Here is a 25,585-nt window from a genome sequence, read left to right as displayed (position 1 = left end):
GAAAGGATACCCTAACCTAATGTACTTACGCTCTCCGCTCCGGAACCGACGTTCGGTCCGCATCGCCATGGTCGCCCTGGCGACCGTTTTTGCCGCAACCGCCTGCGGAACTTCCGACGCCGGCAGCAACGCGACCGGCAATACCGACGTTGCAACCGGCGGCAAACTGTTCAGCACCGCCGACTCGGAAACGGCGAAGCTCGGCAGTGACGCTGCACCCGGGGAGTTCCCTCGCACCGTCAAGCACGCACTGGGTGAGACCACCCTCGATGCCAAGCCGACCCGCGTCATCGTTCTCGACAGTGGCGAGCTCGATCAAGTCCTCACACTCGGCATCACCCCGGTCGGCATCGCCAGCCAGGAGAGCACAACCGGTCAGCCGGCGTACCTCGCCGACAAACTGGCGGGAGTTCCCGATGTGGGCACCGTCAACAGTCTGAACTTCGAAGCGATCGCCGCACTCAAGCCCGACCTGATCCTGGGCAGCAAGTTGCGCCAGGACAAGTCCTACCCGCAGCTTTCCGCGATCGCACCGACAGTCTTCAGCATCCGCCCCGGCTTCCCCTGGAAGGAGAACTTCCTCCTTACCGGCGACGCATTGGGTGAGGAGACAAAGGCGCAGCAGGTCCTCAACGACTACCAGACACACGCCGATCAGGTCCGTGAGTCGATCGACGGTTCACCGACCATCTCCCTGGTGCGCTTCATGTCCAGCAGACTCCGCCTGTACGGCAACCTTTCGTTCATCGGTGTGATCCTGAACGACGTCGGACTTCCCCGACCGGAAATCCAGGACATCGACGAATTGGCAGTCGAGGTCAGCCCAGAGACCATCACCCAAGCCGAGGGCGATCGAATCTTCTACTCCAGCTTCGGAAAACCTGCCGATACCGGCCAGACAACCGTGATTGCCGGACCTCTGTGGGCCAGCATGAATGCCGTCAAGGAAGGCCGCGCAACCGAGGTCAACGACGAAACCTGGTTCATGGGCCTCGGCCCGACAGGTGCAAGCCTGGTTCTCGACGACCTGCAGGCAATGCTCGGCAAGTAGCACCACCGCCGTTCATTCTCGAAGTGAGCACCGTTTCTGCATAGTGGGCACCCCTTCCAGTTCGCTGAAACCGGTGCTCACTATGCACAGGCGGTGCTCACTCCCCTCGCGCCGGCGTCCGGTCGCCCTTTACTTCTGATTTGACAATTTAAGGCACAGTACTGGACGCTCTGTTTAGCCTAACCTCATTTTGGTTAGGCTGGCATAATTTCGGGCCTCGTTTCTCACCAAGGAGTGCACTGCTGTGCGATACCGTCCCGCGTCGATAGCGTCACTACTTGTCAGTCTGGCCCTAGTCGGCGGCGCAACCGCTTGCTCCACAGACCCTTCCGTCTCAGCGGAAACCACAGCAGCTTCCGAGACCACATCCTCGGCAGCGAGCGCCGCCGCAGTTGCCGCATTGGTCGCCCAGTTCCCCGCAGTTCCGCCGAAAACCGTGGTAGCGGCCTCTGTACCCCTGGCCGAGGTTCTCACCCTGCTTGAAATTCCGGTCGCCGGCGTTCCGTCGACAACGACGCAGCAGCTTCCCGCCGCTCTCAACGACGTGCCGCGCATCGGCTCGACGATGGCTCCCGATGTGGAAAAGATCATCAAGCTCTCCCCCGACCTGGTGATTGCGGCGGAAACCTCGCGCAGCACGATCGAAGCCAGCTTGGCCTCGACCACCACACCTGCAGCGTTCCTCGAGACCGACAGCTTCGGTGATCTGAAGCTCGCCGTCGAGGTGTTGGGCGAAGCCTTCGACAAGCAAACCGAAGCCGACAAAATTCTGGCATCGATGAATGCGAACGAGACAGCGCTTGCAACAGCCGGCGCGTCGACCGATGCTCCGAAGGTTCTGGTTCTGATCGGCGCCACGGATTCCTTCATGGTGATGAACAACAACTCGTTCATGGGTAGCCTCATCGAGCTGTCCGGTGCCGACAACATTGCGGTGTCAGCGCTCGGGGTGAAGGAAACCTACAGCGCCGTGAATCTGGAGAACATCATCGCGGCAGCGCCGGACGTGGTGCTCGTCCTGCGATCGGGCAACGTCACCGAGGGACAAGCGGCCTTCGACGCCGAGGTCGCGAAGAACGCTGCCTGGAAGAGCCTGCCCGCCTACGCCAACGATCGCATTCACGTTCTGGACTACTCGACCTTCGGCTACACCTCGGTCGGCCAGCTGGACAAGGCCGTCCCCACGCTCACCGAACTCCTCTACCCGTGAGCTCCCCCACCGCCCCACCAGTGAGCTCCCCGACTGCGCAACCCGTCAACTCTCCGTCAGCACCTACTCGCCAGCGCGCGAAGTGGGCACTTCCCATTGCTTGGATTCTGCTCGGAATAGTTGCGCTGGTCAGCCTCGGCCTCGGCAGTGTGCAGATTTCCCCAGCCGAGATCATCGCGGTTCTGTCGGGCAGCAACGACAGCGCGTCCCTCAGCACAATTCTGTGGGATGTGCGGTTGCCGCGTGTACTGCTCGCCCTGCTGGTGGGAGCGAGCATCGCGGTGTCGGGCGCGCTGCTTCAGACAGTGATGGGAAACCCGCTGGCTGATCCCGGTCTGACGGGAGTCACCAGCGGTGCCGCAGCCTTGGTCCTCGTAATTTTGCTGGCCGCACCGAGTTACAGCTCGATGATTCCCTTTGCAGCCTTTGCCGGCGGCGCTATCGCCGCGACAATCGTTTACGCACTGGCGTGGCGTCGCGAAGGAATCAAGCCGCTGAACATCATTCTGGCCGGAGTCGCGGTCAATGCACTGGCCGGTGCGTTCATTGCATTCCTGTCGCTTCGCTACAGCGATCGACTTCCCGCAGCAATCCAGTGGATGAACGGCAGCCTCGCCGCAAAAGGTATGAACTCTGTCTGGATGATCCTGCCCTACACCATAATTGGGCTGCTGATCTCTCTCCTCTGCATTCGTTCGGCGAACATCATGCGCTTGGGCGACGACGTCGCGCGCAACCTGGGCGAAGGGGTAAACCTCACCCGCATCCTGCTGTCGTTGGTCGCTGTCTTCCTGGCCGCGATCGCGGTGGCCGCCGTCGGGATCATCGGATTTGTGGGCTTGGTCGTTCCGCATATCGCCCGGATGATCGTGGGATCGAATCACGCAGTGCTCATCCCGATGAGTATTGCGGTCGGCGCCCTGCTTGTCTTGGTCTCCGACACGATGGGACGAACACTTTTCAGTCCCACAGAGATTCCCGCCGGAATCATCATGGCGGCGATCGGCGCCCCCTACTTCCTCTACCTCATGCGTAGGCAGGGCGTCTGATGTCAGAGAGTGCAGTGACACTGCTCGAAGCTCTCGACGTCAGTGTTTGTTACGGCGAAAACCGCGTGGTGAACAACGTTTCCCTGACGGTGGGATCAAACGAGGTTGTCACCCTCATCGGGCCCAACGGGTCGGGAAAATCGACCGTCATGAAAGCGCTGAGCGGTCAGCTCTCGCCCCGCACGGGAGTTGTGCGCCTCGAGGGATCCGACATGTCGTCGTGGTCTTTGCGTCGACGGGCCCGGGCAATCGGAATGCTCAACCAGAAGAACACGGCGCCAACGGATATGACGGTGCGCGAACTGGTCGGCTACGGGCGGCACCCTCATCATCGTTGGTATCAGCGGCCCACCGAAGAAGACAGCGAGGCCGTCGACTGGGCCCTAGCTCATACCGAGCTCAAGAAGCTGGCGGATCGGCTTGTCTCACAGCTCTCGGGCGGAGAAGCCCAGCGGGCGTGGCTCGCGATGGTGCTTGCCCAACGCCCCCAGGTTCTGCTCCTCGACGAACCAACCACGTACCTCGATATTGCTCATCAGCACGAAGTTCTCGAGGTAGTCACGTCGTTGAACCGCACGTTGGGAATTGCCGTGTTGATGGTGCTGCACGACCTCAATCAGGCGTCGACGTTCAGTGATCGCATAGTCGCCCTCTCAGCGGGACAGGTTGTCTCCGAGGGAACTCCCGGTGAGGTTCTGACTCCCGATCTGATTCGTGACGTGTACGGCATGGAAGCCGAGGTGGAGGAGCATCCCCTCACCGCGCGCCCCCGAATTCATCTGGTTCGACGGCAATGGAATGTCGCCGAGCCCGCCATCCCGATGTACACACCCGAGGAGAACTAATGCTGTCCGATGCAGAACACAAAAAGGCTCTGGACGCCTACCGCACCTTTCTCACGGAGCGCAAAACCGTAGTCATCTCGACGAAGGACCAGAACGGCGAGCCGTTCCTGTCGATCGTTCCTTTTGCCATTCACCAGGATTCGCTCTACGTCTACGTGAGTGAGATCGCGGATCACTACACCTACCTGCACAACGCAGAGACTGCCTGTGTCCTGATCCACGGGGGCGAGAGCGAATCTGCCAATCTCTTCGGCATCGAACGAGCTCGCTTCGACTGCACCGTCACGGAGTGTGTGGAAGAAGGACACGATGACGTGTTCGAGAACCTCGGGGCACGTACAAACGCCAAGATGGTTGATCTCCTTCGCACCCTGGACTTCCACCTCTTCCGCCTCACACCGAAACAGGGGCGCTACGTTGTCGGCTTCGGTAAGGCTTTCGACGTGAGCTTCGACGGCAATCGTTTCGACCACGTTGTCATCGACAAGAAGCCAGTCGCCGCGGAAAGCAACTGATACAACCTCTTCCGACTGTTGCCCAGTTCTGTCGTCGAGCTGGGCAACAGTCAGTTTCAGGGCATGAACCGGTCGATGAACGAGTTACTGAAGATTCGATGCGGGTCGTACTTGTCGAGGGTCGCGAGGGCGAAGTCCCAATTTCCGTCGTTACCAGCCCTGAAGCTGGCGGGAACTGTGCGAGTGAGGAATTCACCGTCCTGATACGCCGCATCTTCGGTGAATGCCCATCCCTTCGACCACTCGGGCCGGAAGGTGGCGTAGCCGCCGGAGTAGTTCGCAACCATCCACCGTTCCATTTCTCGCAGGAACGCGGACAGTCCCGGTGTACCGGGAATCGACACCACGTTCATCCAGATGGCAGTGTCCCAGTCGCCGCGGTCTGCGCGCGGACGGACTGCGGAAAGGTCTGGCGCACCGGCACTGTCGACCATCACTTCACCTTGATCGTCGACACCACACAACCGCACTTCGAACGGCATGTTGACGGGATACTGCCCCATTGACGCGTAGTGCGTCATCCGCTCGTTCAGCCAACTCGTCATCTCGTGGACGACGCGGGCGATGTTGGACCGCTTGGTGATAACGGCGCCACCACCGGCTACGACGCGTAACGTCGTGTGCCGCAGGTAGAACAGGACGTCTTTGGACCAGCCCCACAGGTCATCGGTGTCGGTGAGCACCAATCCTGCTGCGACGGCGCCGAACTGGGAGGCCCCGAATGCCGGCGTAGTGCCCTGCAAGCCTTTGGCCACCATGCCCAGCGGCGTGGTCACTTCTTCGGGGATCGCGTCGGAGAAGAAATAGTTGTACGGCCCGAACACTTCTCGCGATTCGGGAGGCTTGACGGGTGCCGGGGTCCAGACCTTCAGCCAGGGAGTCTCTGTGAACGGGAACCAGATTGCCTCGACGCGCCCGGAGGCTTCGACAAAACTCTCGTAGGTGCGGCCCGGCGAGCCGGGAGGCGCAAACAGTTCCCGCCAGGGGATGTCGGTGAAACTCTGGCAGCGCAGCCGGTAGTTCTCACCAGCTTGCAAGGTCACGGACGTGACGAAGGTGCGTCCGAGGTGGGTCAGGAACGCGGTGCTTTCGAAGTCGGAACGCGTGAATTCGCGTAATCGATAGCAGCTCTCGGATTCATCCCAAGCCACCACAGTGATGGCGGTGATGAGATTGCTCAGGGAGCCGTACGACTGGCCTGGCGTAATCGTCTCGCCGGCAGCCGGGTAGGTAGCGCCGTGCGCGCCGATCGTGAGGGCTCCGGCAATGGACAGTTCCCCGATGGCCGGGGCATTGGCCCATCCGAGTCCTTGTGCTTGGAGCGCCGAGAGGATTTTCTCGATGCTGGCTCCCGCACCGGCGGTGACGGTAGACGGCGCGCCATGCTGCACTACAACCGAATTCAGATGGACCATGGTGTCCACGAGCAGTACACGATCAACCGATGCTCCGGGTACGACGGTCAGCGGACTCCACCCGTGCATAGTGCCGCGCGCCCGCACCGTGTACCCGTGCTGATGCGCCCAGTTCGAGAGAATCACAACGTCATCCGCGCTTCGAGCGGTTGCCGTCCAGACGCTGTCGAGAACAATTTCCTTGGACCAGTTGGTGTACGCCTGCTGCGAGAGCGGAATGCCGGCCGGAAACTCGGGCGGAGGGGCGAGCGTGGACTGCGGACCCCACGGAACCGCTCCGGCCGGCGCCCAGGAAACACCGGCAACTGCGACTGCTCCGGCTCCGGCCGCGAGGAATCCGCGTCTGCTTACCGAACCGAACTTTGCGTCTTGATCCACTGCCCACTCGTCTCTGCCGAATCGGTCTCCGTCAGGGACGAACGTAGAACAGATTTGATTACGATGCCAGTGGTTCCGTAATAATGGTTTCTGGAACCTACGAACCAATCACCGCGTAGATCGCCTCCGGCGCACCGTCGAAAGCTTTGACGATCAGCCACACCGTCAAGAGCGTGAGCGCCGGGCCGATCAGAATCTTCTCGAAGTTGCCGCCGGCCCGAATCGAGAGGAACGACGGAAGGCGCTGCTCCCACCAGCGTTTACCACCTAACGGAATGAGCGGCGCAAGAAACGGCACGCCTTCCTTGGTGATCGCGTCACCGAGACAATGCGTCGCGCAACCCAACGCGACCGCGACACCCAATCCGGTGGAACCCGCCTCGCTGGGATACCACTGCCACGTCAGTGCAGACAGCGCCAAGGCTATCGCCGACACGATCAGCCAGCCCTTCTCCTTCGCGAAGTCGCCCGCCAGTCCGCGGATCGCGAGCCCTAAACAGAAGAACAGAGTGATGATGATGGCCGGCTTTCCGAACTGCACGACCAAAGCTGACACTCCGGCGCCCAGGCCGGCCGCGAACAGTGCGGTGTGCGTGAGCGTCCGGTGCCCGCCGCGCCGCTTGCCGTCCTTCTTGCCTTTTGTGAGGCGGTAAAATGCCACCGATACTGCGTCGACACCCTGCGCGAGGGCCTTGCTGATCGGCCCGAACGACCGCGCGACAGTCGATTGACCGGTGTCCAGATCCGGAAGCAGCGCCGCGCCCGCACAGACCCCGGCAAAGGTCAGAGTCTCGGCAGTGGACGTGGGCCCACCCCAGTCGAGCGGCAAGAGTTCGGCAACCACCAGACCAACGGCAGCACCGGACATCGCGTGGGTGGGACCCATAACCATGAAGCACAACACCTTCCGAAGCGCGCCCCGACACGTGCGTCGGGGCCGCTCCAGAACGTAGCAAGAGCTACCGACAGACTTTCCTCATTTCGGCACGGCCGTACCGTTCCTACTCAAAGAAATTGCTACGTAGCTACTTTCATCAGCAGGAAACTGCGAGTGTGACGCTACTGTCCGTCGCTTCAAAGCTCGCGGCCTTGTCACCCTCGTCGGCACCGGGGGCGATCACCGAGGCTTCGGTGGCGGTTGCGGGAATGCTGTCCGCCAGGCTGAGCTCACCCTTCGCGACCAGCGCGTCGATATCTTCCGGGGTCAGGTCGCGGGCACACCCGTCGGTCTCAATAGCCTGGCCCATCTCCACGGCGGGAGTGGAGACAACAGTCGGTGTGGTCTCGGGGACGGAGCCGTTGGCCCAGGCAATGCCGGGCACGGCGATCGCTGCGACAGCGGCGATTCCGGCGGCAGCGACGGCCACTCGACGGCGGGTGGTGGTGATGATGGTCTTGCCCATGGCGATCTCCTCGTTCAGGTGTCGCGGCTCGGATTGCCTCGACACCAACGAACCTATTGGCGGAAAACTCGGCGCTCGTTAGCGAACTCTTAGGGATTCATGAGAATGCGAGAGCATCGTCACCGGAGAGCAGGTCGCGCAGAATCCGGTGGCACTATAGCTATGGTGAGCACACCCGAACGCATCCTGATCGTGGACGACGACGCCAAGGTTCTGACCTCCCTCGAACGCGGACTGCGCCTCTCGGGATTCGAGACCGACACCGCAGTCGACGGTCGATCTGCGCTTACCGCCGTGAGCAAGCGCTGTCCGTCGGCAATCGTCCTCGACGTCAATATGCCCGGCCTCGACGGCGTCGGCGTGGTCACTGCCTTGCGCGCCATCGGCAACGAGGTCCCGATTTGTGTTCTGAGCGCTCAAAGTTCAGTCGGTGATCGCATTGCCGGACTCGAAGCCGGCGCCGACGATTACCTCACCAAACCGTTCGAGTTGGCGGAGCTTGTTGCCAGGCTACGGGCGTTGTTGCGACGCACCGGAAATGCCGCGACGCAGACGGAACGTCCGATATCCGTGGGCCCGCTCACTGTCGACCTTCCCGGCCATCGCGCGTATGTGAACGGCGCTCGAATCGAACTGACAAAAAGGGAATTCGATCTCCTCGCAGTTCTCGCCGAACATGCCGGGGTCGTGCTCAGCCGGCCTCAACTCCTCCGCCTCGTGTGGGGCTACGACTTCGATGCCGACACCAACGTCGTGGACGTCTTTGTCACCTATCTACGTAAGAAACTCGAGGCTGACGGCGCGCCTCGACTGATCCATACCGTCCGCGGAGTCGGCTTTGTCTTGCGGGCCGAACGATGAAGCGTTCGTTGTCATTACAGTCGAGAGTGGCGATCGCCTCCGGACTGGCCGCTGCAATCGTCATCGCCGCGGTGTGTATTGCGTTCGTAGTTTTCTTGCGCGTCAATGGGTCTGCCCAACTGGATCGCACTCTCGATTCCGTTACGCTTGAAATGGCCACTAACTCGGAATACGCGATCCGAACCGAACCGGCGACGTCCATATCCGACCCTGCCGTCACCGAACCCGGCACAGACGCCACTCCCATTCCCGCAGCACCACTTGCCGATTTCCGCACTCGCGATATCCCCCTCCCCGGAGACAGTGGAGCCGCCCTGGCGGTCAGCATTCCCGAAGATCCACTGACACAGGCAATTCGAGAACAAACATTCCAAGTCGCGGCCGCAGCTGTTATCGCGATACTTGTTGCGGCAGGGCTCGGGTGGGTACTCGCCGGCCGCGCCGTGCGTCCACTCCAAGAACTGACGAAGACGACCAGTTTGATCGGCAACAACCTCGATGCCGAGGAACTTGCGCGTCGTGCGCCGTCTGTCCGGGGCACCCGCGAGGCAGAAGAACTCTCCGAAGCGATACACAGCATGCTCAGTCGAATCGAACTCGATCGCAGCCGAACAAAGCAGGCTCTCGAATCGGCTCGAGATTTCGCCCGCGTGTCAGCTCACGAACTTCGCACACCCATGACGTCGATGCGTACCGACCTGGAAGTCCTTGCGACGCTGGAACTCACCGAAAATCAGCGCAACGAACTCGCGGCCGAACTGCTGGTGTCACAACGACAGATCGAACGCACTCTCACTGATCTGGAAACGCTCGCACTCGGGGAGGTCGCGGACACCTCGGAATACGAGCAGGTCGATCTAGTGGAGCTTGCCGACCGCGTCGTCGATGAAGCCCGGCGACTACACAGCGGGACGGCGATTACGTTGGACGGTCCCGAAGATCTGACGGTTCAAGCGTTCCCGGCCGGAATCCGGTTGGTCCTGACCAACGCCATTACCAACTCTGTCAGGCACGGACGGGCCACTCGGGTCGATATCGCCGTAAGTTCCGGCACAGGTGCCGGTTCGGCTGTCATCATCGTCGACGACAACGGCACTGTCATAGACGAATCCATCCGGGAGTCGATGTTCGAACGTTTCGTACGCGGACCCGGCGCCGCCGACACCGGCAGCGGGTTGGGATTGGCGTTGGTCGCACAGCAAGCCGGTCTGCACCGCGGGCAGGCCCGTCTCGATGAGAGCCCCCTCGGCGGCACCCGACTGACCTTCACCGTCAACCCAATCTGACGTGCAACGCCTCCAATAGCGGCTTCGCAGCCTCGTCGAAGAATCGATCCTGGGTATCGCCGCCGATCTGAAGCAGGGCAATGTCGGTAAAGCCGGCATCGGCGTATTTGCTCACCGCATCCACAATCGCATCCAGATCCGGACCACACGGAATACTCTCTGCCACATCCTCTTTGCGAACAAACTGGGTGGCCGCAGCAAAGCTTGCCGGAGTCGGCAGTTCCGAATTGACGGACCAACCGCCGCCGAACCAGCGGAACTGCTCATAGGCTCGGGTGATCGCGGCGTCTCGGTCGAAGTCCCACGCTATCGGAATCTGCGCGATGGATCGTCGTGCCGGCTCCAGCCCGAAAGCTCGACTGTGGAGGTGCTTCCACTGTCGAATCAGATCCGAATCCGGTTGCACCCCAATGAGGCAATCCGCCATGGGCCCGAACTTCTCAACCGATTCCTCCCCTGACATCGCCACGGCGATCGGGACGGGAATCTCGGGCAGATCCCAGATCCGAGCGGATTGCACATCAAAATACTCACCCTTCCAACTCACCACGTCCCCGGAGTGCAACGCCCGAATGATCGCAACGGCCTCCTGCAACATGTCTTGCCTCGTGTCGATGGATGGCCACCCGTCACCCACCACATGCTCGTTCAGGCTCTCGCCGCTCCCGACCCCGAGGGTGAATCTTCCGTCGGCGAGAATCTGCATCGTGGCGGCCTTCTGCGCGATGACCGCCGGGTGATAGCGAACCGTCGGGCATGTCACATACGTCATCAACCCAACCGACTCGGTGGCGTAGGCGACTGCACCGAGAACCGACCAGGCATACGGCGCATGTCCCTGCGCGCTCAGCCACGGGGAATAGTGATCACTCATAACCTCGAAATCGAAGCCGATGGTCTCGGCCCTCACCGCATACCGAACCAATTCCTTCGGGCCGGCCTGCTCGGTCATCAACGTGTAGCCGAATCTCGTCATGACTGACCAACTCCTGACCTCGAAAAGAACACTCGTATGAATCGACTGCCCGCCAGCGCCTCACTCGAAACAGTTTCGGTCGACGCGGATCATGGAATGCACGTCGTGGCGAAGGAGGACCGTCGTGGACACCGTTGTCGAATTCATTCTCGCGTGCCTGGTTTATTGGTGGGGACTGCTGTAGGACACGAAAAAACGGACCGCTGCAAAGGGACTTCCTCTGCAGCGGCCCGCAACAGCCGAATCTTCAAGCAGGTCTACTGACCTGCGCGTACACCCTCTTCGACGCGCTTACCGAGATCGGCGTCGACGTTCTTCCAGTACTCGAAGACGCGCAGCAGAATTTCCTCGCTGACACCGCCCAGCGCATGGCCGACGATATTGCCGACCAGTCGTTCACGCGAGGCGTCGTCGAGAACCTCGCGGACGAGTGTTCCGGCCTGCGTGAAGTCTCCGTCCTCGGCGTGCTGGATGTATCCGGCGCGAATTGCTTCGCCGTCGAACGACCACAGACCTTCGTCACCGGCAACCGACGGATCGGCGTGCGGTCCGCCGTACGAGTTGGGTGCGTACACCGGCGTCGTCGGAGAGTTGAAGCTGTAGCGCATGGCGCCCTCCTTCGAGTAGGAGTTCACCTCGTTCTTCGGAGCATTGACCGGCAGGTCTGCGTAATTCGTGCCGATGCGGTAACGGTGCGCGTCGGCGTAGGAAAACACTCGGCCGAGCAGCATCTTGTCGGGGCTGAAACCGATGCCCGGCACCACATTCGACGGTTCGAACGACGCCTGCTCGATCTGCGCGAAGAAGTTTTCCGGGTTGCGGTTGAGGGTCCACTTGCCGACCTCGATCAGCGGGTAGTCCTGCTGTGACCACACCTTCGTGAGGTCGAAGGGGTTGAAGCGGTAGCCCTCGGCTTCGTCGGCGGGCATGACCTGGACCTTGAGAGTCCAGCTCGGGAAGTTCCCGGCCTCGATCTCGTTGTACAGATCTGCGCGGTGGTAATCGGGATCCGTACCCGCAAGAGTGTCGGCCTCGGCCTGGGTCAGGAACTCGATACCCTGATCGGTCTTGAAGTGGTACTTCACCCAGAAACGTTCGCCCGCAGCGTTAACCCACTGGTACGTGTGCGAACCGAAGCCGTCCATGTTGCGCCACGTCTTCGGGATACCGCGGTCACCCATCAGCCACGTCACCTGGTGTGCGGTCTCGGGACGCAAAGTCCAGAAATCCCACTGCATGTCGTGATCGCGCAGACCCGAACCCGGCAGACGTTTCTGCGATCGAATGAAGTCGGGGAACTTGATGGCGTCCTTGATGAAGAACACCGGGGTGTTGTTGCCGACGAGGTCGTAATTGCCCTCCTCGGTGTAGAACTTCATCGCGAAACCACGCGGGTCACGCCAGGTATCGGGGGAACCCTGCTCACCAGCGACGGTCGAGAAACGCACCAAGGACTCGGTCTTCTTGCCGGGCTGCAGGAAATTTGCCTTGGTGTACTTGCTGACATCGTGGGTGATGACGAGTTCGCCAAATGCACCGCCGCCCTTGGCATGCACGATGCGCTCCGGGACACGCTCACGATTGAACTGGGCCAGCTTCTCGATCAGGTAATGGTCGTGAAGCAGAACCGGTCCCTGAATACCTGCGGTCAACGACTCGTCGTCGCTGGCTACCGCGATACCGAAGTTGTTGGTAGTGGGCTTGGTCATGGCGAAGCCTCCTGCGTGTAGTGGGCTGTGCGTTTAACGGGCTGTGTGCTTTAGCGCGCGGTCTGCATCTTGATTCTGGGAGACGGCGCCAAGTTCGGGGGTGGATTCAGTAGAAATCGTCAGACAATCTTTGCAACGGCCCCAGAACACGACCTCGGCTTCATCGATCTCGAAGCCGTGATAATCGGAAGGTTCAAGGCAGGGAGCTTGGCCGACAACACAATCGACGTCGACGACCTTGCCGCAGCTACGACAGACGAGATGGTGATGGTTATCCCCGGTCCTCGTCTCGAACCGTGCCGGCGAACCCGCCGGCTCGATGCGTCGTAGCAACCCTGCGCTCACACATGCCTTCAGCACGTCGTAAACGGCCTGGGTGGATACGGATCCCAGCTGTTCCCGCACCTGTGCGGCAACAGTATCTGCATCCGAATGCGGTTGGGCTGTAACTGCATTCAGAACGGCAAGCCGCGGCGCAGTGACTCGCAACCCGGCTGCGCGCAGTTGCGCCCGGGGGTCGAAATCCTGCCCGTCGTCTTGCATGACACCCAGTATGCGCCTTTTCTGGAATTAGTCAAGAAAAGGATTGCCTAAGTTAAAGGGAGACTGGCATCACACTGCCGGCCGGGGAACAAATCAGCCGAGTCCGCCGTTGAAACCCTCGTTGGCGTCCGAACAAGCCCCGGGCCCCACCCCATTGTCGCTGCGAGCGACCATCCGCCGAGAGGCGCCTGTGGGACGTCGACACCGAAGGCCGCCCGGCAATTACGCTGAGCGGCCTTCACCCTTTTCAAGCTATCGATGCTTGGCCGGGCCGGTCCTCATCTTTCCGTCCGTGATCACGATCCCTCGATGCGAGCCTGCCACCAGCCAGTTCGGCAGAGTAGGACCTTCGGGTTCCACGTCGATGCGGGCGTAGCGGAACCTGCCGGTGAGCCTCGCCGACGCAATCGCCAACCCTCTGCCTCGCTCGGGCTGCGCAAATCCCAACGCACCGGCGATGGGTAACCGCGGGCCCTTTGCCCGCGCGTCGGTGGTAACTTTCCAACCGTCACCCTGCGCGGTCATGTTTCCGAGGACCATCCCGTCGAAACGGGCAAGAACCTTCGGGAGTTGCCAATGGGTTCGTCCGCCGTGAACGGAAGCTTCCGAATCCACCGCAATGAAGGGCACCGACATCCGCGGCATCGGTCCGAGCCGCCTGCTCGGCATCTGCAGCACCGGACTGGCCAATATTTCTCGGTACGGGCCGACCGGCGAATCGAGATAGTCGACCATCATCGCCACCGTGATCGGAATGGTCTGACCGCGTTGCCCGAGGTCGCGACCCGCCGACGTGCTGCGATGCCACCACAACGTGGCCGCCACCCGTGCCGGCCACGGCGGCGGACTACTCACAGGCCATTCGGTTCTCTCAGTGTCAGATTCAGGAACGCTCCACATCAGCGACCCTCCCGACTGTGCGAACCGCATAGTTCTCGCGATCGAAACGGCTCAGTCTGGAACGGAACGTGAAGGTGAAAGTGGGCCATTGCACCGAGTTTCGACCCTCGGAATCGATGTACCAACTCGAACATCCTCCCTTGTTCCAGACTGTGCGCTGCAAATCGTGCTGAATATCCTGGTTGTAGCGCACCTGTACAGAGTCTTCGACATCCAGAGAATCAATACCCTCGCTCTTCATGATGCGCAGGGCGTCGTTGATGTATTCCGCCTGTGATTCCAGCATGTAGACAATGGAACTGTGCCCAAGATTGGTGTTGGGCCCGTACATGAGAAAAAGATTCGGAAATCCACTGACCGTCGTACCCTTGTACGCGCTCGGACTTCGGTTCCAGTGTGATGCCAGCGTCTCCCCTGATATACCTCTGATTGCATGTGCGACAGGCGGTTCCGTCGGTGTAAACCCGGTGGCGAAAATGATCGTGTCAACCTCGTGTTCAACACCGTCTCCGTCGACAACGCCATGTTCGGTGACCGACACCAACCCACTGTCGACCAGGCCCACATCCGGTCGGTCCAGCGTGCGCAACCAGTCATTGGACAGCAGCATCCGCTTGCAGCCGATAGTGAAGTCAGGCGTCAGTTTTCGGCGCAACTCCGGATCCTTCACTTGCCGACGCAGATGCGCCTTTGCCACCTTTTCGAAAGCCGGAAGCACCCACGTGGCATGCGACATAGCCGCACCGAGCAACTCCCTGAACCCGTAGACCACACCGCGAATTGCCTTCTGCGTCGCGGGAATCCTTGCGTACAAGGTCTTCTGTGCCGATGAGAGTGTTCGATCACCGCGCGGAATCACCCAAGCCGGGGTTCGCTGAAAGACGGTCACATGCGCCGCAGAATCAACAATCTCGGGAACAAACTGTACTGCCGACGCCCCGGTCCCGATCACCGCGACCCGCTCGCTGCGCAGGTCGTGCTCGTGATTCCAGGTGGCCGAATGGAAGGTAGTCCCGGAAAACTGTTCCAGACCCGGGAAATCCGGAGTCTTCGGTGTCGACAAGGCCCCTGTTGCTGCAACCAGAATCTTGGCCGTCAAGGAACCGACCGACGTCTGCACATGCCACACTGCCAGCTCGTCATCCCACACCGCTGCTTCGAGCTCACAGTTGAGCACTACTCGACGCTCGATTCCGGAGTCGGTGGCCACCTTCTTCAGGTAGGCGTAGATTTCGGGCTGCCGGGCAAAGGTATGACTCCAATCCGCGCTCGGCGCAAAAGAATACGAGTACAGCGCCGTCGGAACGTCGCACGCGCAACCGGGATATGTGTTGTCTCGCCATGTTCCGCCGATGTCGGCGCCGCGCTCGATCAGCACGACATCCGCTCCAAGATCCTCGCGGAGCAGCCTCGCCGCCAATCCCAGACCGGCGAATCCTGCACCGACGATTAATGTTTCGACATGTTCGGGAAGTTTCACTTCTTCTCCACTCGGGATTGCCAGGCCGGCAACAAGCGCGATCTGAGCGCGCGATCGGTTTCAGGGGTACGAAAAAGGGCAGAGACTGCAAGCCCACGAACAAGTTCGATAGTGAGTTCTACGGATTCGGCATCGAACCGATCCCCGAACACCTCGGCGCTGCCGAGTTCGAGAGCCTCACTCACCTTGCGCTCGAGGGGCACTGTCGCGGCATGTAGCACGGGATCCGTTCGGGCTGCGACCCACAATTCCAACGCCGCGTAGAACAGTGGACCGGAAAACGCATCCGCGAGAATCTCCAGACCGCGTCCACTGCCGACCTCAGCCGTGAGAATTTCTGCCAACCGCTTGTCCACCAGATACTCGACAGCCGCAACCACCAGAGATTCCTTCGTCGGGAAGTGATGCAGCTGGGTCCCCCGCGAGACGCCGGCACGGCGAGCGATCTCCTGGGTGCTCGTCCTCGCATAGCCCAACTCGACCAGCGATTCGACTGCCGCGTCGAGCAGCCGTCCTCGCATCGAAGCGGTGCGTTCCACCTGCGTACGGGTCACTTTCACATCGGACGTGGGCTCGATCACACCATGACTGTAAATGGAAAACAGAAAACAGTCCAGACTGACTCCAAATCTTAGCCAGCGGATAGCGCAACCCATACCAACCGAGCCGATTTGCCTGATAACGTCGTCGCAACGCCAGAAGGGGATTAGTCCAATATGCCGGTACAGTCTGCATTTCCGAATCGTCGCGTGGGGCTAGTGGAGGACCACGAATCGGTCGCGATCGGCCTGTCTGTCATGTTGAAAGACGAACCCGATCTGGAACTCGTATGTATTGCAACGACCGTCTCCGAATTGCTCGCCCAGAAGATTCCCCTCGACTTGGCAATTCTCGATCTCAGACTGGCAGACGGATCGTCGCCCAAAAGCAATGTCGAGCAACTCCGCGCATCCGGACTCGAAACCCTGATCTTCACCGGAGCCGAGAACCCGTATCTGGTGCGATCGGCAGCAAGAGCGGGTGTTCTCGGCGTGGTTCGCAAGTCCGAACCCGCTGCCGTTGTGATCGACGCAATTCGAACTGCCGCCTCCGGCATCCAGGTGGTGACCACCGAGTGGGCTGCCGCTATCGACGGAGACCCTGGACTGGACGAGGTCGGCCTGAGTCCCCGCCAACTCGACGTCCTCGAACTGTATGCCTCCGGCGAGAAGGCCGATCGCGTCGCGCGACTCACGGGACTGGCGCCACAGACAGTCAACGACTACCTCCAGCGCATCCGAATGAAGTATGCCGCCGTTGGGCGTCCGGCACCGACAAAAACCGATTTGTACAAGAGAGCAGTCGAGGACGGCGTATTGCCTATCCCGGAAAGATCCACGCCTCCGGAGCGGGTCGATGAACTTCGCTAACGATGCCCCAGACTCTATGGGCAGTAGAAGTATTGTCTGTTTTGCCGCGAAAGCCCGAACTACATTCACTGTAAGTAATGGGTGGTGCAATCAATCGAGTACAACCCTTCTGCGCTACAAACGAAGGACACACCGATGACAATCACTTTGGACAGTCTCACAATCCCTTCGGATAATCAGTCGATCACGACCGCACGCCCCGCCATACTTGAACTCGTCAGGCCGAACCTGTCTGATCGAGAAATCGAAGTCCTCCGCGAATGGCTCATGAGTGACTCCAAATCATCTGTAGCGCAAAGACTCTTCATCAGCACCGGCACCGTCAACACCCATCTCTCACGCATCCGAGACAAGTACGTACTTGCAGAAAGGCCCGCGTCCACCAAATGCGAACTCCTCGTACGTGCAATCCAAGATCGGATCGTCGCTATCGAAGAACTCTGACAGTTCAGGGGCGAGCATGGTGATGCCTGACGTCGACACGAGAGTCGCATCAGACGACACAGCCGTGACAACGGCCGGGGACAACATCCGGCGACTCTTCGGCAGGTTCATCTGCGTCGGGTACTTTCTTTATCTGATATTGCTCATCCCGGATATTCACGAGGCGTCGACGCTGTCCGATTGGTGGTGGAATCCGCTCGCAGTTGTCACCATTTTCGGTGCCGCACTCGCACTGGGACTTTCGACGTTCCATCGAGATGTCATCTGGGTCAGCCGTATGGCCGCGGTCAATGCAATCGTATTCATCGTCGTCGAGTTGCTGTGGTGGCCTGCCTGGAACGGCGAACACATCTCCGACTACGGTCTGTGGACCACCAACTTCCCCGGAGTCGCCAGTCTCGCCGCAGCAGCCGCCTGGCGACCGACGGCAGCTTTCGCGCACCTCCTCATCGCGGTTGTCATCTCGCAGTTGACCAATCACATCATCCGGGTCAGTCCGACGATGCACCTTCTAGTGCCCGACCTGCTCTTTGCGTTCACCTTCTGCGCAGTATTCGTGGCAGCAGCAGTCATGGCATTGCGGACGGGACAAGAACTCGACGCCACTATCGCCCGTACCCATGCTGCCGCTGCGAGCGCTGCAGCGGCCGAGGCAAAATCCGTCGAACGCGAACGATTCGACGCACTCATTCACGACACCGTGATGTCCACTCTTCTCTCGGCGTCACGAAACAACAGCGATCCGACGGTGATCGAACAAGCTCGCCGAACCGTCGCCAGGCTCGACGATCTGCGCTCCGGCACCGATCACGAAACCAATTTCGACATCGATGGAGTTCTTGCTCAATTTCGTTCGGCAGCTTCGGAACTGGACGAGAATATTACTTTCGACGTCGACAACACCGGCCCATCCGCCGTGGACGTGTACCCGACAGACTCGATTCGAGCCATGTCCGCAGCCCTCGCGGAAGCGTTGCGCAACAGCATGAAACATGCCGGCCCGACTGCTCATCGCCGAGTTTCCGTCACGGTAACGGGCACCCAACTCGAAGTGCTCGTCGCAGACAACGGCGTCGGATTCGACCCGACGACGGTCAGCACACATCGACTTGGAATCGCAGTCAGCATTCGCGGGAGAATGCGTCAACTCGAAGGTGGATCTGCACGTGTGCAGTCAGCGCCGGGACGGGGAACCACCGTCGTACTGGATCTGAAATCCACCGCTGAGGCGCACTCGTGATCCGCCCGGACGGACGAGATGTCCGTGACCTCCTCGGAATGCACAGCGTGGCCGCACGCGCCATGGCCACACTCTTTGCCGTTACCTGTGCAATCTCTGTGCTGTACACCAGTTCCGACGTCAGCGCGGTCTGGCCCCTGTGGTTGGCTGCCCTGGTCTGTTCGGCCTCAGCTTTCACTCTTGTCCTCAGCGACGGCGATCCCCTGCCGCTCGGGCAGAGCATCGCCCTTTCACTGACCGGCGTGGTATCGAGCGCTGCGGTCCTGGCGGTGGTTCCGGTACCGCTGAATGATCAAGCTCAGCTGTGGCAATTCGGTATGTCGACGGCCGTCTTCACATTCATGTGTGTCCGGGGCCGGACCGGGTTCGCGTGGTTCGGTCTTGTTCTGATGATCGCCACGACCATGATCTGGTCCGCCGTCACCGACCAGGGCAGCCTGGTCGGGTTGTCCATGACAGCCATCAACGCGGGTCCGGTCCTCATGTCCACGTTCTTCGCGTACACGATCCGGCCGCAGGCGAAGATCATTTATCAGCTTCGTGAACAATCTACCCAGCGCATTGCCGCCGAATCCGCAGCATCAGCGGCCCTGGAGGAACGCGACGAACAACTGAATCGATTGGATCGCCTTGCCCGCCCTCTCCTCGAACGAGTGGCGTCCGGCATACCGCTGAGTCCCACAGAACGTCAGGACTGCGAATTGCTCGAAGCAAAGTTGCGAGACTCCCTGCGCGCCCCAGGTTTACAGAAGACAAGCGTTGTCGACGCTGTACATGCCGCCCGAAGCCGAGGTGTCGAGGTAGTGATGCTCGACGATCACGGGATGGACGATGCGGATCCGGAGGTACGTGAACGCCTGCACCGAGCTGTGGTTGACGAACTCGCAACAATCACTTCCGGAACGGTGACCATTCGCATTCTTCCCCCACGAAGGACTGCGATGGCCACAGTCCTGATCGACGCCGAAGACGTTCGACGCATCGAATTCGATCACAACGCCGAGCAGGTCATACGCGCCGAAGCTCGGTAATACGAACTATCTGATCCGATCGCCTGCGCGGAGGAGATTGCTGGGAACAGCGTGTCCCACAATTTCTTCCGCGATTGCGGCGGCGCGAATGGATGCGTCCAGGTCAATTCCCGTCGTGATTCCCATATCTGCGAGCATGTAGACCAACTCTTCGGTGGCGATGTTGCCACTGGCACCAGGCGCGAACGGGCAACCACCGAGCCCACCCGTGGACGCGTCAAGATTTTGCACCCCATGCTGAACAGCGGCCAAAGCGCAGGCCAGACCACTACCGCGGGTGTTGTGGAAATGAGCGCCGAGGACGAAATCTCCCACTCTGGCATTGATCGCCTCGATCAGACGTCCGACGCGCCCCGGGGTGGCGGTGCCGATGGTATCGGCTATCGAAAACTGATCGGCCCCGAAAGATTTGGCCTGCTCCGCAATTCGCAGAACACGATCAGGATCGGTGGGACCGTCGAACGGGCAGTCCCAGGCTGTCGCGACTATGACCTCGACGCGTCCGCCGGCGTCGTGAACGATCTGGGTAACCTCCCCGATCCGCTCAGTGGCCTGCTCCGTTGTGGAACGAACATTGGCCTCGCTGTGACCATTCGAAGCCGATACGACGTATTCGACGGTCTTCATCCCGGCGGCAACAGCGCGCTTCGCTCCACCGATTCCGGCGACCAATGCCGAGAATTCGATACCGGGCCAGCGATGCAATTCTGCCGCCAACTGCTCCGCGTCGGCCAGTGCCGGCACTGCGCGGGGCGAGACGAACGACGTCGCCTCGATACGCGGAACACCCGTCGCGGCAAGGGCTTCGATGAGTCGCAGCTTTTCCGCCAACGGCACGGGGTCTTCGATTTGCAGGCCGTCACGTGGTCCGACTTCACGGATACTCACACTGGTCACCGTCATGTCAGATCACGCCCTCCTTGTGCAACGCAGCCTGGTCTTCGGTAGAGATACCCAGAAGTCCACCCCAGATCGCGTCGTTGTCGACGCCTGGCGACGACGCTCCGGCATAACGAACCGACCCTGGCGTTTCACTGAACGTAGGCACGATTCCGAGCCCGAGGACGTTCTCGCCAATTCGCTCGTCGAAGTGATCGACCAACATTCCGCGCTCGATCAACTGCGGATCCTTGACCACGTCTTCCACCGTATTGATCGGCCCGGCAACAACTCCCACATCAGTCAACCGATCGACAAGTGTCACGGGATCCTGATCCTTGACCCATTCGGCGATCAAATCGTCGAGTTCGTCCTGATGTTTTCCTCGCGCAACGTGATTCGAGAACCGATCATCCTGCGCCAACTCCGGTCTGTCCATGATGGCGCACAGACGCACGAAGAGCGTGTCCTGATTTGCCGCGATGACAACCCAGTTTCCCTCGGAGGTCTGATAGATGTTGGACGGCGCAATCCCTTCCAACCGAGTGCCCGAGGGTTGCCGGATGATGCCACCGCGGTCGTAATCCGGAATTGTCGATTCCTGCACTGCAAGACACGATTCGGTCAGCGCCACATCGACTACCTGCCCACGTCCGGTTCGCTCACGGGACAGCAGAGCCGCCAGTACTCCCTGCACGGCAAACATTCCACCGAGGGAGTCGCCGAGGGACAGCGCAATCCGCGGCGGCGCCTGCCCGGGATAACCGTTCAAATGCCGAAAGCCACTGACAGCTTCGGCCACCGAGGCGTAACCCGCACTCTTCGCCTTCGGTCCCGTCTGCCCGTACCCGGACACTCGGGCCAACACCAGCTTCGGGTTGCGCTCACTCAGTACGTCGAAGCCCAGGCCCCACTTTTCGAGAGTGCCCGGTCGAAAGTTCTCGACGACGACATCGGCGTGTTCGATCAGATCGAGAAACAGATCGCGGCCGGCGGCGACCCGTAGATCCAACGTGACACACCGCTTGTTGCGTGCGTGAACCGTCCAGAAGAATCGGTGGCCGTCCTGCTCGGCTTGTCCCCACGTGCGGAGCGGGTCAGGACGATCGGGAGATTCGATCTTGATGACGTCGGCGCCCATGTCGCCAAGCAGTTTTCCGGCGAACGGTCCCGCGATCAATGTCCCGAGTTCGATCACCCGATATCCGTCCAGGGGCCCGGTGGGCGAACCTTCCGACACAGCAGCCTCCTCAGGGGAACGTCTCTCCCTATGCGAGGTTACGTCACCAGGCGGTACCGCAACATCATGTCGTGGTCCTCGTGATCAAGCATGTGGCAATGCCAGACGTACCCCTGCAGGTCGTCCATACCGGTGCCGGCGTGCCCGCTGTGATCTGTCATCCCGCCCCTTGGGAACGTCGCATCCGGATCGAAACCCAATTCGTCAGCCGTCGGAAAGCGCATCGTTACACGAGTTATCGAGTTGGCGTCCACGATCACGGTGTCCTTCGCCCCCGTTTCCCAGACTTCGGGCGGTCGCATCGGCGAGGTCACGAAGGCGTCGGCCGACGGAGTCCACCTCGCACCGATATCCGGCACCGGATACTTCGCCATGAGCGCCGAGGCATCGATACTCTGCCGGCCCAGGACCTGAAAAGTCACCAGGTGCAGGTGAATCGGATGCGGTTCTGTGGTGACATTTATCAGGTTCCATTGCTCGGTTGTCCCCTGCCGTGGCATTTCCAGATCATCGGACGTATACCGCAAGTTGTTGAGCGACATGATCATCGACGGATAGTCGGCCGGGCGTGAAATCTGCATGATCGTGAGATCACGAACCACATCCGGCTTCCCCAGAGGAGCCTCTACCAGCCCCATCTGCTGGGGAACCGATCCGTTGAATCCCGTGCTGTTGCCCACCACGAACCTGCAGAACACCGGCATCAGCACCGTACCGCGTTGCGCCACAGCAAGAGGTACCGGTTCGTCGTTGCGCAACTCGATCGCCGTGCCAGCCTCGAGCAGACTGAAATCGACCAGGATATCTGCCCTCTCCCCCGGACTCAGCCGAATGCGATCGGTAGGCGCCGGAGAGGCAAGAAGCCCACCTTCGGTACCAATCACCCAGAACCGCATACGATTTGCGAAATACAGGCTGAAGGTCGAGTACGACGCCGCATTGAGCAGCCGCAGGCGATACATGCCCCGCGCCACCTCGATCTTCGGCCACACGACGCCATTGACCACCCCCACATCGCCCGGGGTTGCCGGATCCCACTGCCCCTGCGGTGTCGTCCAGATCGAACGAACGCTCTGGTGTCCGTCCGAGGTGAAGATCTTGTCCTGCAAGATCATCGGGATCTCGAACTCGCCAGACGGCAGACCGAGCGAATTGGACGACGTCCCACTATCCGCATCGTCACGCAACAAGTACATGCCGGCGAGCCCCGCGGACACATTGAGCCGCGTCATTCCCATCGCATGATCGTGGTACCAGTGGTTTCCGGCCACTCGACCCGGCGTGTACTCGTGTGTCAGTCCTTCACCCGGCCGCTGAATCAGCTCGGGATGACCGTCGTACTGCGGCGCGGTCACTCCGCCGTGCAGGTGCAGCGACGTGGGAACCTGAGTGCGATCGAGGTCGCTGACGCCATGCAGACCCGGGTCGACATCAGCTGCAAATGGATGTGCACCAATGTTATTGGTGTATCGCACCTGCACGGCTTGGTCGATATGAGCCTCGATCGTCGGCCCCAGATAGTCCATTCCCCCGTACCCGAGCGACGGTGAGTACGGGAGATCGGGATGAAAACGATGCATCGACGACGCCGCTCCGAGGTCGATCCCGCTGCCCGTCACGATCGGTGGAACAGCGAGAGTCTGACGGAAAGGTTCCAGCCTCGGCGACGGCAACTGAAGCGGCCTCAACGGATCGATGTTCGGCAACGTGGGTAGGTCTGCAGCAGCCGATCCCACCGACAATGCGCCGAGTCCTGCCACTAACCCCAAACCTTGAACAAATGATCGTCGACGGATCTTGTGCGGCTTGTCCACGACAGACTCATCCACTGCAGGCCCCTTATCGCTGATGGCATCCGAACCGGGTTACCCAGGACCGCGCTGCACCAAACAGCCAGATTTCGACGCTCCACCCCGACGAACGCACCTCATCGTCGGGTGAAACCCCGGTTCCTACGTCAAACGCTCTGATGCGCCTCGGCGTTTCGTGGGTAGCGTTCCCGAATCTCCGCTGGTGTCACAACCCTCGGATCGAGGGGCTGATCATCGCGCAAGTGGCGCTCCAAAACCTTACCGGTCATCGGTGCAACAACTTTCAGCGCAGCTTTCATTGCTGTGGGCGAACTACCCACGCGCACGGCAATTCTCACCGCCGGTGTAATTGCTTTGTCCACCAGCGCCGGTTGATCGAACCCACCCATGGTCCGCATCCACCCGGGCAGGGTTGCGATTGTCGCCGGCGCCACCAGCCGACTGAATGCCGCGAACTTCGTCCGCCCTTCCGCGCGAGGCGTTCTCAGCAGATAGTGCATCGCACGGTTGGCACGCTCGGAAGTACACAGCCTGGGTCGAACTTCGGCAAAGTACTCGCGCACCTCATCTCGGGAACGCGGAACATCCGACGCCTTACAGGTCTGTAGTTCTGCGGCGATCACGCATTCCTCCCAGTACCGCTGCTCTTCGAGAGCAGACAACGGACCTGGACCGTACATCTCGTAGCACTTGAGCACTGAATGCCAACCCGTCACGTGAATCCAGAGCTGCGAAGCCGGATTGTTTGCGCTGTAACGAGATCCGGTTATCGGCTCGATTCCCGTGGCCTGCGCATGAACAGCCATCAGGTGGTCGGACAACGCCGTCGCGGTCCGCCCGTCTGCGGTTGCCACGGTGAGGAAATACGCCAACGTTCGGTCGAGTCGCCCCGCCGGATCGCTGTAGATCCCGTTCATGTCGGCCACGGCAGCAGCCAGGAATGGGTCGAAGTGTTCGAGTACCACCGATCGCTGGAACCCGATCAATGCCGTCGGCGCAGCCCAGATCTTCCAACTCGGTGAACCTGGACCGAAGAAGCCGTAATCCTCACGCGGCCGATCCATCGTCAATTCTGACATTTTCGGGTCCCCATTCGAGTGCCGGATTGAGCCACCTTTGAATACAACGCCACCGTAGCAATGGACCCCTTCGAATACAACGGTTGCGTATGATTCAATGGAAAGTGGCAGGCAGATACAGGTGAGACTGGGAAGTGAGGCGCAGATGGCCAGCTCGCAGACCCGTACGACGGACGCGCCGCGGCGCAAGTACGCTCCCCGAATGGCGCCGGAGCAGCGGCGGGAACAACTACTCGACGCCGCGTTCACGATCACCGGCCGCATGGGACTCCACAATCTCAGCATGGAAGCCGTTGCCGCAGAGGCCGGCGTCGGCAAGCCAGTCCTCTACACGGTCTTCGGCACAAGAACCGACCTGGTCGAAGCTCTCCTACGACGCGAACACGAGCGAGCAGTCACTCAGGTTCTTTCCACCATGCCCACCGATATGAGTGACATCGGCCCGGCTGCGTCGTACGCCGGAACCGTCGGCGCATTCGTCGAAGCAGTACTGGAGAATCCGACTCGTTGGCGTTTGATCCTCACGCCGGCGGAAAATGCACCGAGCGAGTATCACGGCCTCCTGAAGCTCGCCCGCGGCTCTATCCTTACCCGGGCCGAAGACCTCGCGCGCGCCGGTATCGCACTCGAGCCGAAACTCGAAGGCCTGGACCCGGCTCTACTTGCCCACACCATGCTGTCATTCGCGGAAATGCTCGGGCGGTTGGCAGTCAGCGATCCCGAAACCTACACCCGGGAACGACTCTCGGCCTTTGCCGGTGCTCTCGCCCAGTCGGTATCGAACGGTCCAGGCCGCGAAGCTGGCACCCTTTTCCTCTAGTGAGCACCCAT

Annotated in this window: 25 protein-coding genes; 12 read left to right on the top strand and 13 right to left on the bottom strand. The window is 60.6% G+C overall.

The window, feature by feature from the left end; all coding sequences use genetic code 11:
* Positions 1-19 precede the first annotated feature (19 nt).
* The 5 genes from BDB13_RS06360 (at position 20) to BDB13_RS06340 (ending at position 4,670) form a co-directional block, all read left to right on the top strand.
* A complete protein-coding gene (locus BDB13_RS06360) occupies positions 20-1,051 on the top strand; it encodes an ABC transporter substrate-binding protein (protein ID WP_094270901.1) in 1,032 nt (343 codons plus the stop codon).
* A gap of 244 nt (positions 1,052-1,295) precedes the next feature.
* On the top strand, positions 1,296-2,261 hold the full coding sequence (locus BDB13_RS06355) for an ABC transporter substrate-binding protein (protein ID WP_094270900.1): 966 nt from the start codon (positions 1,296-1,298) through the stop codon (positions 2,259-2,261).
* Between the two features lie 20 nt (positions 2,262-2,281).
* The gene (locus tag BDB13_RS06350; RefSeq protein WP_094274716.1) at positions 2,282-3,310 is read left to right on the top strand and encodes a FecCD family ABC transporter permease; all 1,029 of its coding nucleotides are present in this window, start codon (positions 2,282-2,284) and stop codon (positions 3,308-3,310) included.
* Positions 3,310-4,155 carry an ABC transporter ATP-binding protein gene (locus BDB13_RS06345; RefSeq protein ID WP_094270899.1) on the top strand — a complete coding sequence of 282 codons (846 nt, stop codon included), beginning with the start codon at positions 3,310-3,312 and terminating at the stop codon, positions 4,153-4,155. Before BDB13_RS06350 ends, BDB13_RS06345 begins: the two co-directional genes overlap by 1 nt.
* Entirely contained in the window at positions 4,155-4,670 is a 516-nt protein-coding gene (locus BDB13_RS06340) for a pyridoxamine 5'-phosphate oxidase family protein (protein WP_176459535.1), read from the top strand. Before BDB13_RS06345 ends, BDB13_RS06340 begins: the two co-directional genes overlap by 1 nt.
* Before the next feature lie 56 nt (positions 4,671-4,726).
* Here the strand turns inward: BDB13_RS06340 and BDB13_RS06335 are convergent, their stop codons facing one another.
* The 3 genes from BDB13_RS06335 to BDB13_RS06325 form a co-directional block, all read right to left on the bottom strand.
* Positions 4,727-6,463, bottom strand: a complete 1,737-nt coding sequence (locus BDB13_RS06335) for a cholesterol oxidase substrate-binding domain-containing protein (protein ID WP_094270897.1) — start codon at positions 6,461-6,463, stop codon at positions 4,727-4,729.
* A gap of 97 nt (positions 6,464-6,560) precedes the next feature.
* Positions 6,561-7,355 (bottom strand): metal-dependent hydrolase, encoded by a 795-nt coding sequence (locus BDB13_RS06330; RefSeq protein WP_094270896.1) that lies wholly within the window; start codon positions 7,353-7,355, stop codon positions 6,561-6,563.
* A gap of 142 nt (positions 7,356-7,497) precedes the next feature.
* Positions 7,498-7,866: a hypothetical protein gene (locus BDB13_RS06325; protein WP_094270895.1), complete on the bottom strand. Its 369-nt coding sequence runs from the start codon at positions 7,864-7,866 to the stop codon at positions 7,498-7,500.
* Between the two features lie 162 nt (positions 7,867-8,028).
* Between BDB13_RS06325 and BDB13_RS06320 the strand changes: the two genes are divergently transcribed.
* Together BDB13_RS06320 and BDB13_RS06315 are read left to right on the top strand one after the other, a co-directional pair.
* Positions 8,029-8,727 carry a response regulator transcription factor gene (locus BDB13_RS06320; RefSeq protein WP_176459534.1) on the top strand — a complete coding sequence of 233 codons (699 nt, stop codon included), beginning with the start codon at positions 8,029-8,031 and terminating at the stop codon, positions 8,725-8,727.
* 26 nt (positions 8,728-8,753) lie between these two features.
* Positions 8,754-10,013 carry a sensor histidine kinase gene (locus BDB13_RS06315; protein WP_254922731.1) on the top strand — a complete coding sequence of 420 codons (1,260 nt, stop codon included), beginning with the start codon at positions 8,754-8,756 and terminating at the stop codon, positions 10,011-10,013.
* Here the strand turns inward: BDB13_RS06315 and BDB13_RS06310 are convergent.
* The 6 genes from BDB13_RS06310 to BDB13_RS06285 form a co-directional block, all read right to left on the bottom strand.
* A complete protein-coding gene (locus BDB13_RS06310; RefSeq protein ID WP_094270893.1) occupies positions 10,000-10,989 on the bottom strand; it encodes an LLM class F420-dependent oxidoreductase in 990 nt (329 codons plus the stop codon). The genes BDB13_RS06315 and BDB13_RS06310 overlap by 14 nt on opposite strands.
* 257 nt (positions 10,990-11,246) lie before the next feature.
* Positions 11,247-12,698: a catalase gene (locus BDB13_RS06305; RefSeq protein WP_094270892.1), complete on the bottom strand. Its 1,452-nt coding sequence runs from the start codon at positions 12,696-12,698 to the stop codon at positions 11,247-11,249.
* Positions 12,699-12,731: 33 nt separating this feature from the next.
* Positions 12,732-13,241 carry a Fur family transcriptional regulator gene (locus BDB13_RS06300; RefSeq protein ID WP_094270891.1) on the bottom strand — a complete coding sequence of 170 codons (510 nt, stop codon included), beginning with the start codon at positions 13,239-13,241 and terminating at the stop codon, positions 12,732-12,734.
* A gap of 252 nt (positions 13,242-13,493) precedes the next feature.
* The gene (locus tag BDB13_RS06295; RefSeq protein WP_094270890.1) at positions 13,494-14,141 is read right to left on the bottom strand and encodes a hypothetical protein; all 648 of its coding nucleotides are present in this window, start codon (positions 14,139-14,141) and stop codon (positions 13,494-13,496) included.
* A complete protein-coding gene (locus BDB13_RS06290; RefSeq protein ID WP_094270889.1) occupies positions 14,125-15,621 on the bottom strand; it encodes a flavin-containing monooxygenase in 1,497 nt (498 codons plus the stop codon). The genes BDB13_RS06295 and BDB13_RS06290 overlap by 17 nt, the downstream gene beginning before the upstream one ends.
* Entirely contained in the window at positions 15,618-16,142 is a 525-nt protein-coding gene (locus BDB13_RS06285; protein WP_206041122.1) for a TetR/AcrR family transcriptional regulator, read from the bottom strand. Before BDB13_RS06285 ends, BDB13_RS06290 begins: the two co-directional genes overlap by 4 nt.
* A gap of 195 nt (positions 16,143-16,337) precedes the next feature.
* Here BDB13_RS06285 and BDB13_RS06280 point away from each other — a divergent pair, with 195 nt between their 5' ends.
* The 4 genes from BDB13_RS06280 to BDB13_RS06265 all read left to right on the top strand — a co-directional run bounded on the left by BDB13_RS06280 (position 16,338) and on the right by BDB13_RS06265 (position 19,745).
* On the top strand, positions 16,338-17,030 hold the full coding sequence (locus tag BDB13_RS06280) for a response regulator transcription factor (protein ID WP_094270887.1): 693 nt from the start codon (positions 16,338-16,340) through the stop codon (positions 17,028-17,030).
* Positions 17,031-17,165: 135 nt separating this feature from the next.
* Complete coding sequence (locus BDB13_RS06275) at positions 17,166-17,474, top strand: response regulator transcription factor (protein WP_094274714.1); 309 nt, start codon at positions 17,166-17,168, stop codon at positions 17,472-17,474.
* 16 nt (positions 17,475-17,490) lie between these two features.
* Complete coding sequence (locus BDB13_RS06270) at positions 17,491-18,714, top strand: sensor histidine kinase (protein ID WP_254922730.1); 1,224 nt, start codon at positions 17,491-17,493, stop codon at positions 18,712-18,714.
* Positions 18,711-19,745, top strand: coding sequence for a hypothetical protein (locus BDB13_RS06265; RefSeq protein ID WP_094270886.1), 1,035 nt, complete (start codon positions 18,711-18,713; stop codon positions 19,743-19,745). The genes BDB13_RS06270 and BDB13_RS06265 overlap by 4 nt, the downstream gene beginning before the upstream one ends.
* A gap of 6 nt (positions 19,746-19,751) precedes the next feature.
* On the opposite strand, the gene BDB13_RS06260 is transcribed toward BDB13_RS06265, so the two are convergent.
* From BDB13_RS06260 to BDB13_RS06245, 4 genes are all read right to left on the bottom strand, one after another.
* Complete coding sequence (locus BDB13_RS06260; RefSeq protein WP_094270885.1) at positions 19,752-20,648, bottom strand: hydroxymethylglutaryl-CoA lyase; 897 nt, start codon at positions 20,646-20,648, stop codon at positions 19,752-19,754.
* A gap of 1 nt (position 20,649) precedes the next feature.
* Entirely contained in the window at positions 20,650-21,864 is a 1,215-nt protein-coding gene (locus tag BDB13_RS06255) for a CaiB/BaiF CoA transferase family protein (RefSeq protein WP_094270884.1), read from the bottom strand.
* A 38-nt stretch (positions 21,865-21,902) separates the two neighbouring features.
* Positions 21,903-23,678, bottom strand: a complete 1,776-nt coding sequence (locus BDB13_RS06250) for a multicopper oxidase family protein (RefSeq protein ID WP_094274712.1) — start codon at positions 23,676-23,678, stop codon at positions 21,903-21,905.
* A 143-nt stretch (positions 23,679-23,821) separates the two neighbouring features.
* Positions 23,822-24,754 (bottom strand): oxygenase MpaB family protein, encoded by a 933-nt coding sequence (locus BDB13_RS06245; RefSeq protein ID WP_094270883.1) that lies wholly within the window; start codon positions 24,752-24,754, stop codon positions 23,822-23,824.
* A 145-nt stretch (positions 24,755-24,899) separates the two neighbouring features.
* Here BDB13_RS06245 and BDB13_RS06240 point away from each other — a divergent pair, with 145 nt between their 5' ends.
* Positions 24,900-25,574 carry a TetR/AcrR family transcriptional regulator gene (locus BDB13_RS06240; RefSeq protein WP_094274711.1) on the top strand — a complete coding sequence of 225 codons (675 nt, stop codon included), beginning with the start codon at positions 24,900-24,902 and terminating at the stop codon, positions 25,572-25,574.
* Positions 25,575-25,585 lie beyond the last annotated feature (11 nt).

Source organism: Rhodococcus sp. OK302 (genome assembly GCF_002245895.1).
In the GTDB taxonomy this organism is placed as follows: Bacteria; Actinomycetota; Actinomycetes; order Mycobacteriales; family Mycobacteriaceae; genus Rhodococcus_F.
Note: the sequence above shows the minus strand (reverse complement) of the source record. Positions and strands in the feature narration are given on the sequence as shown.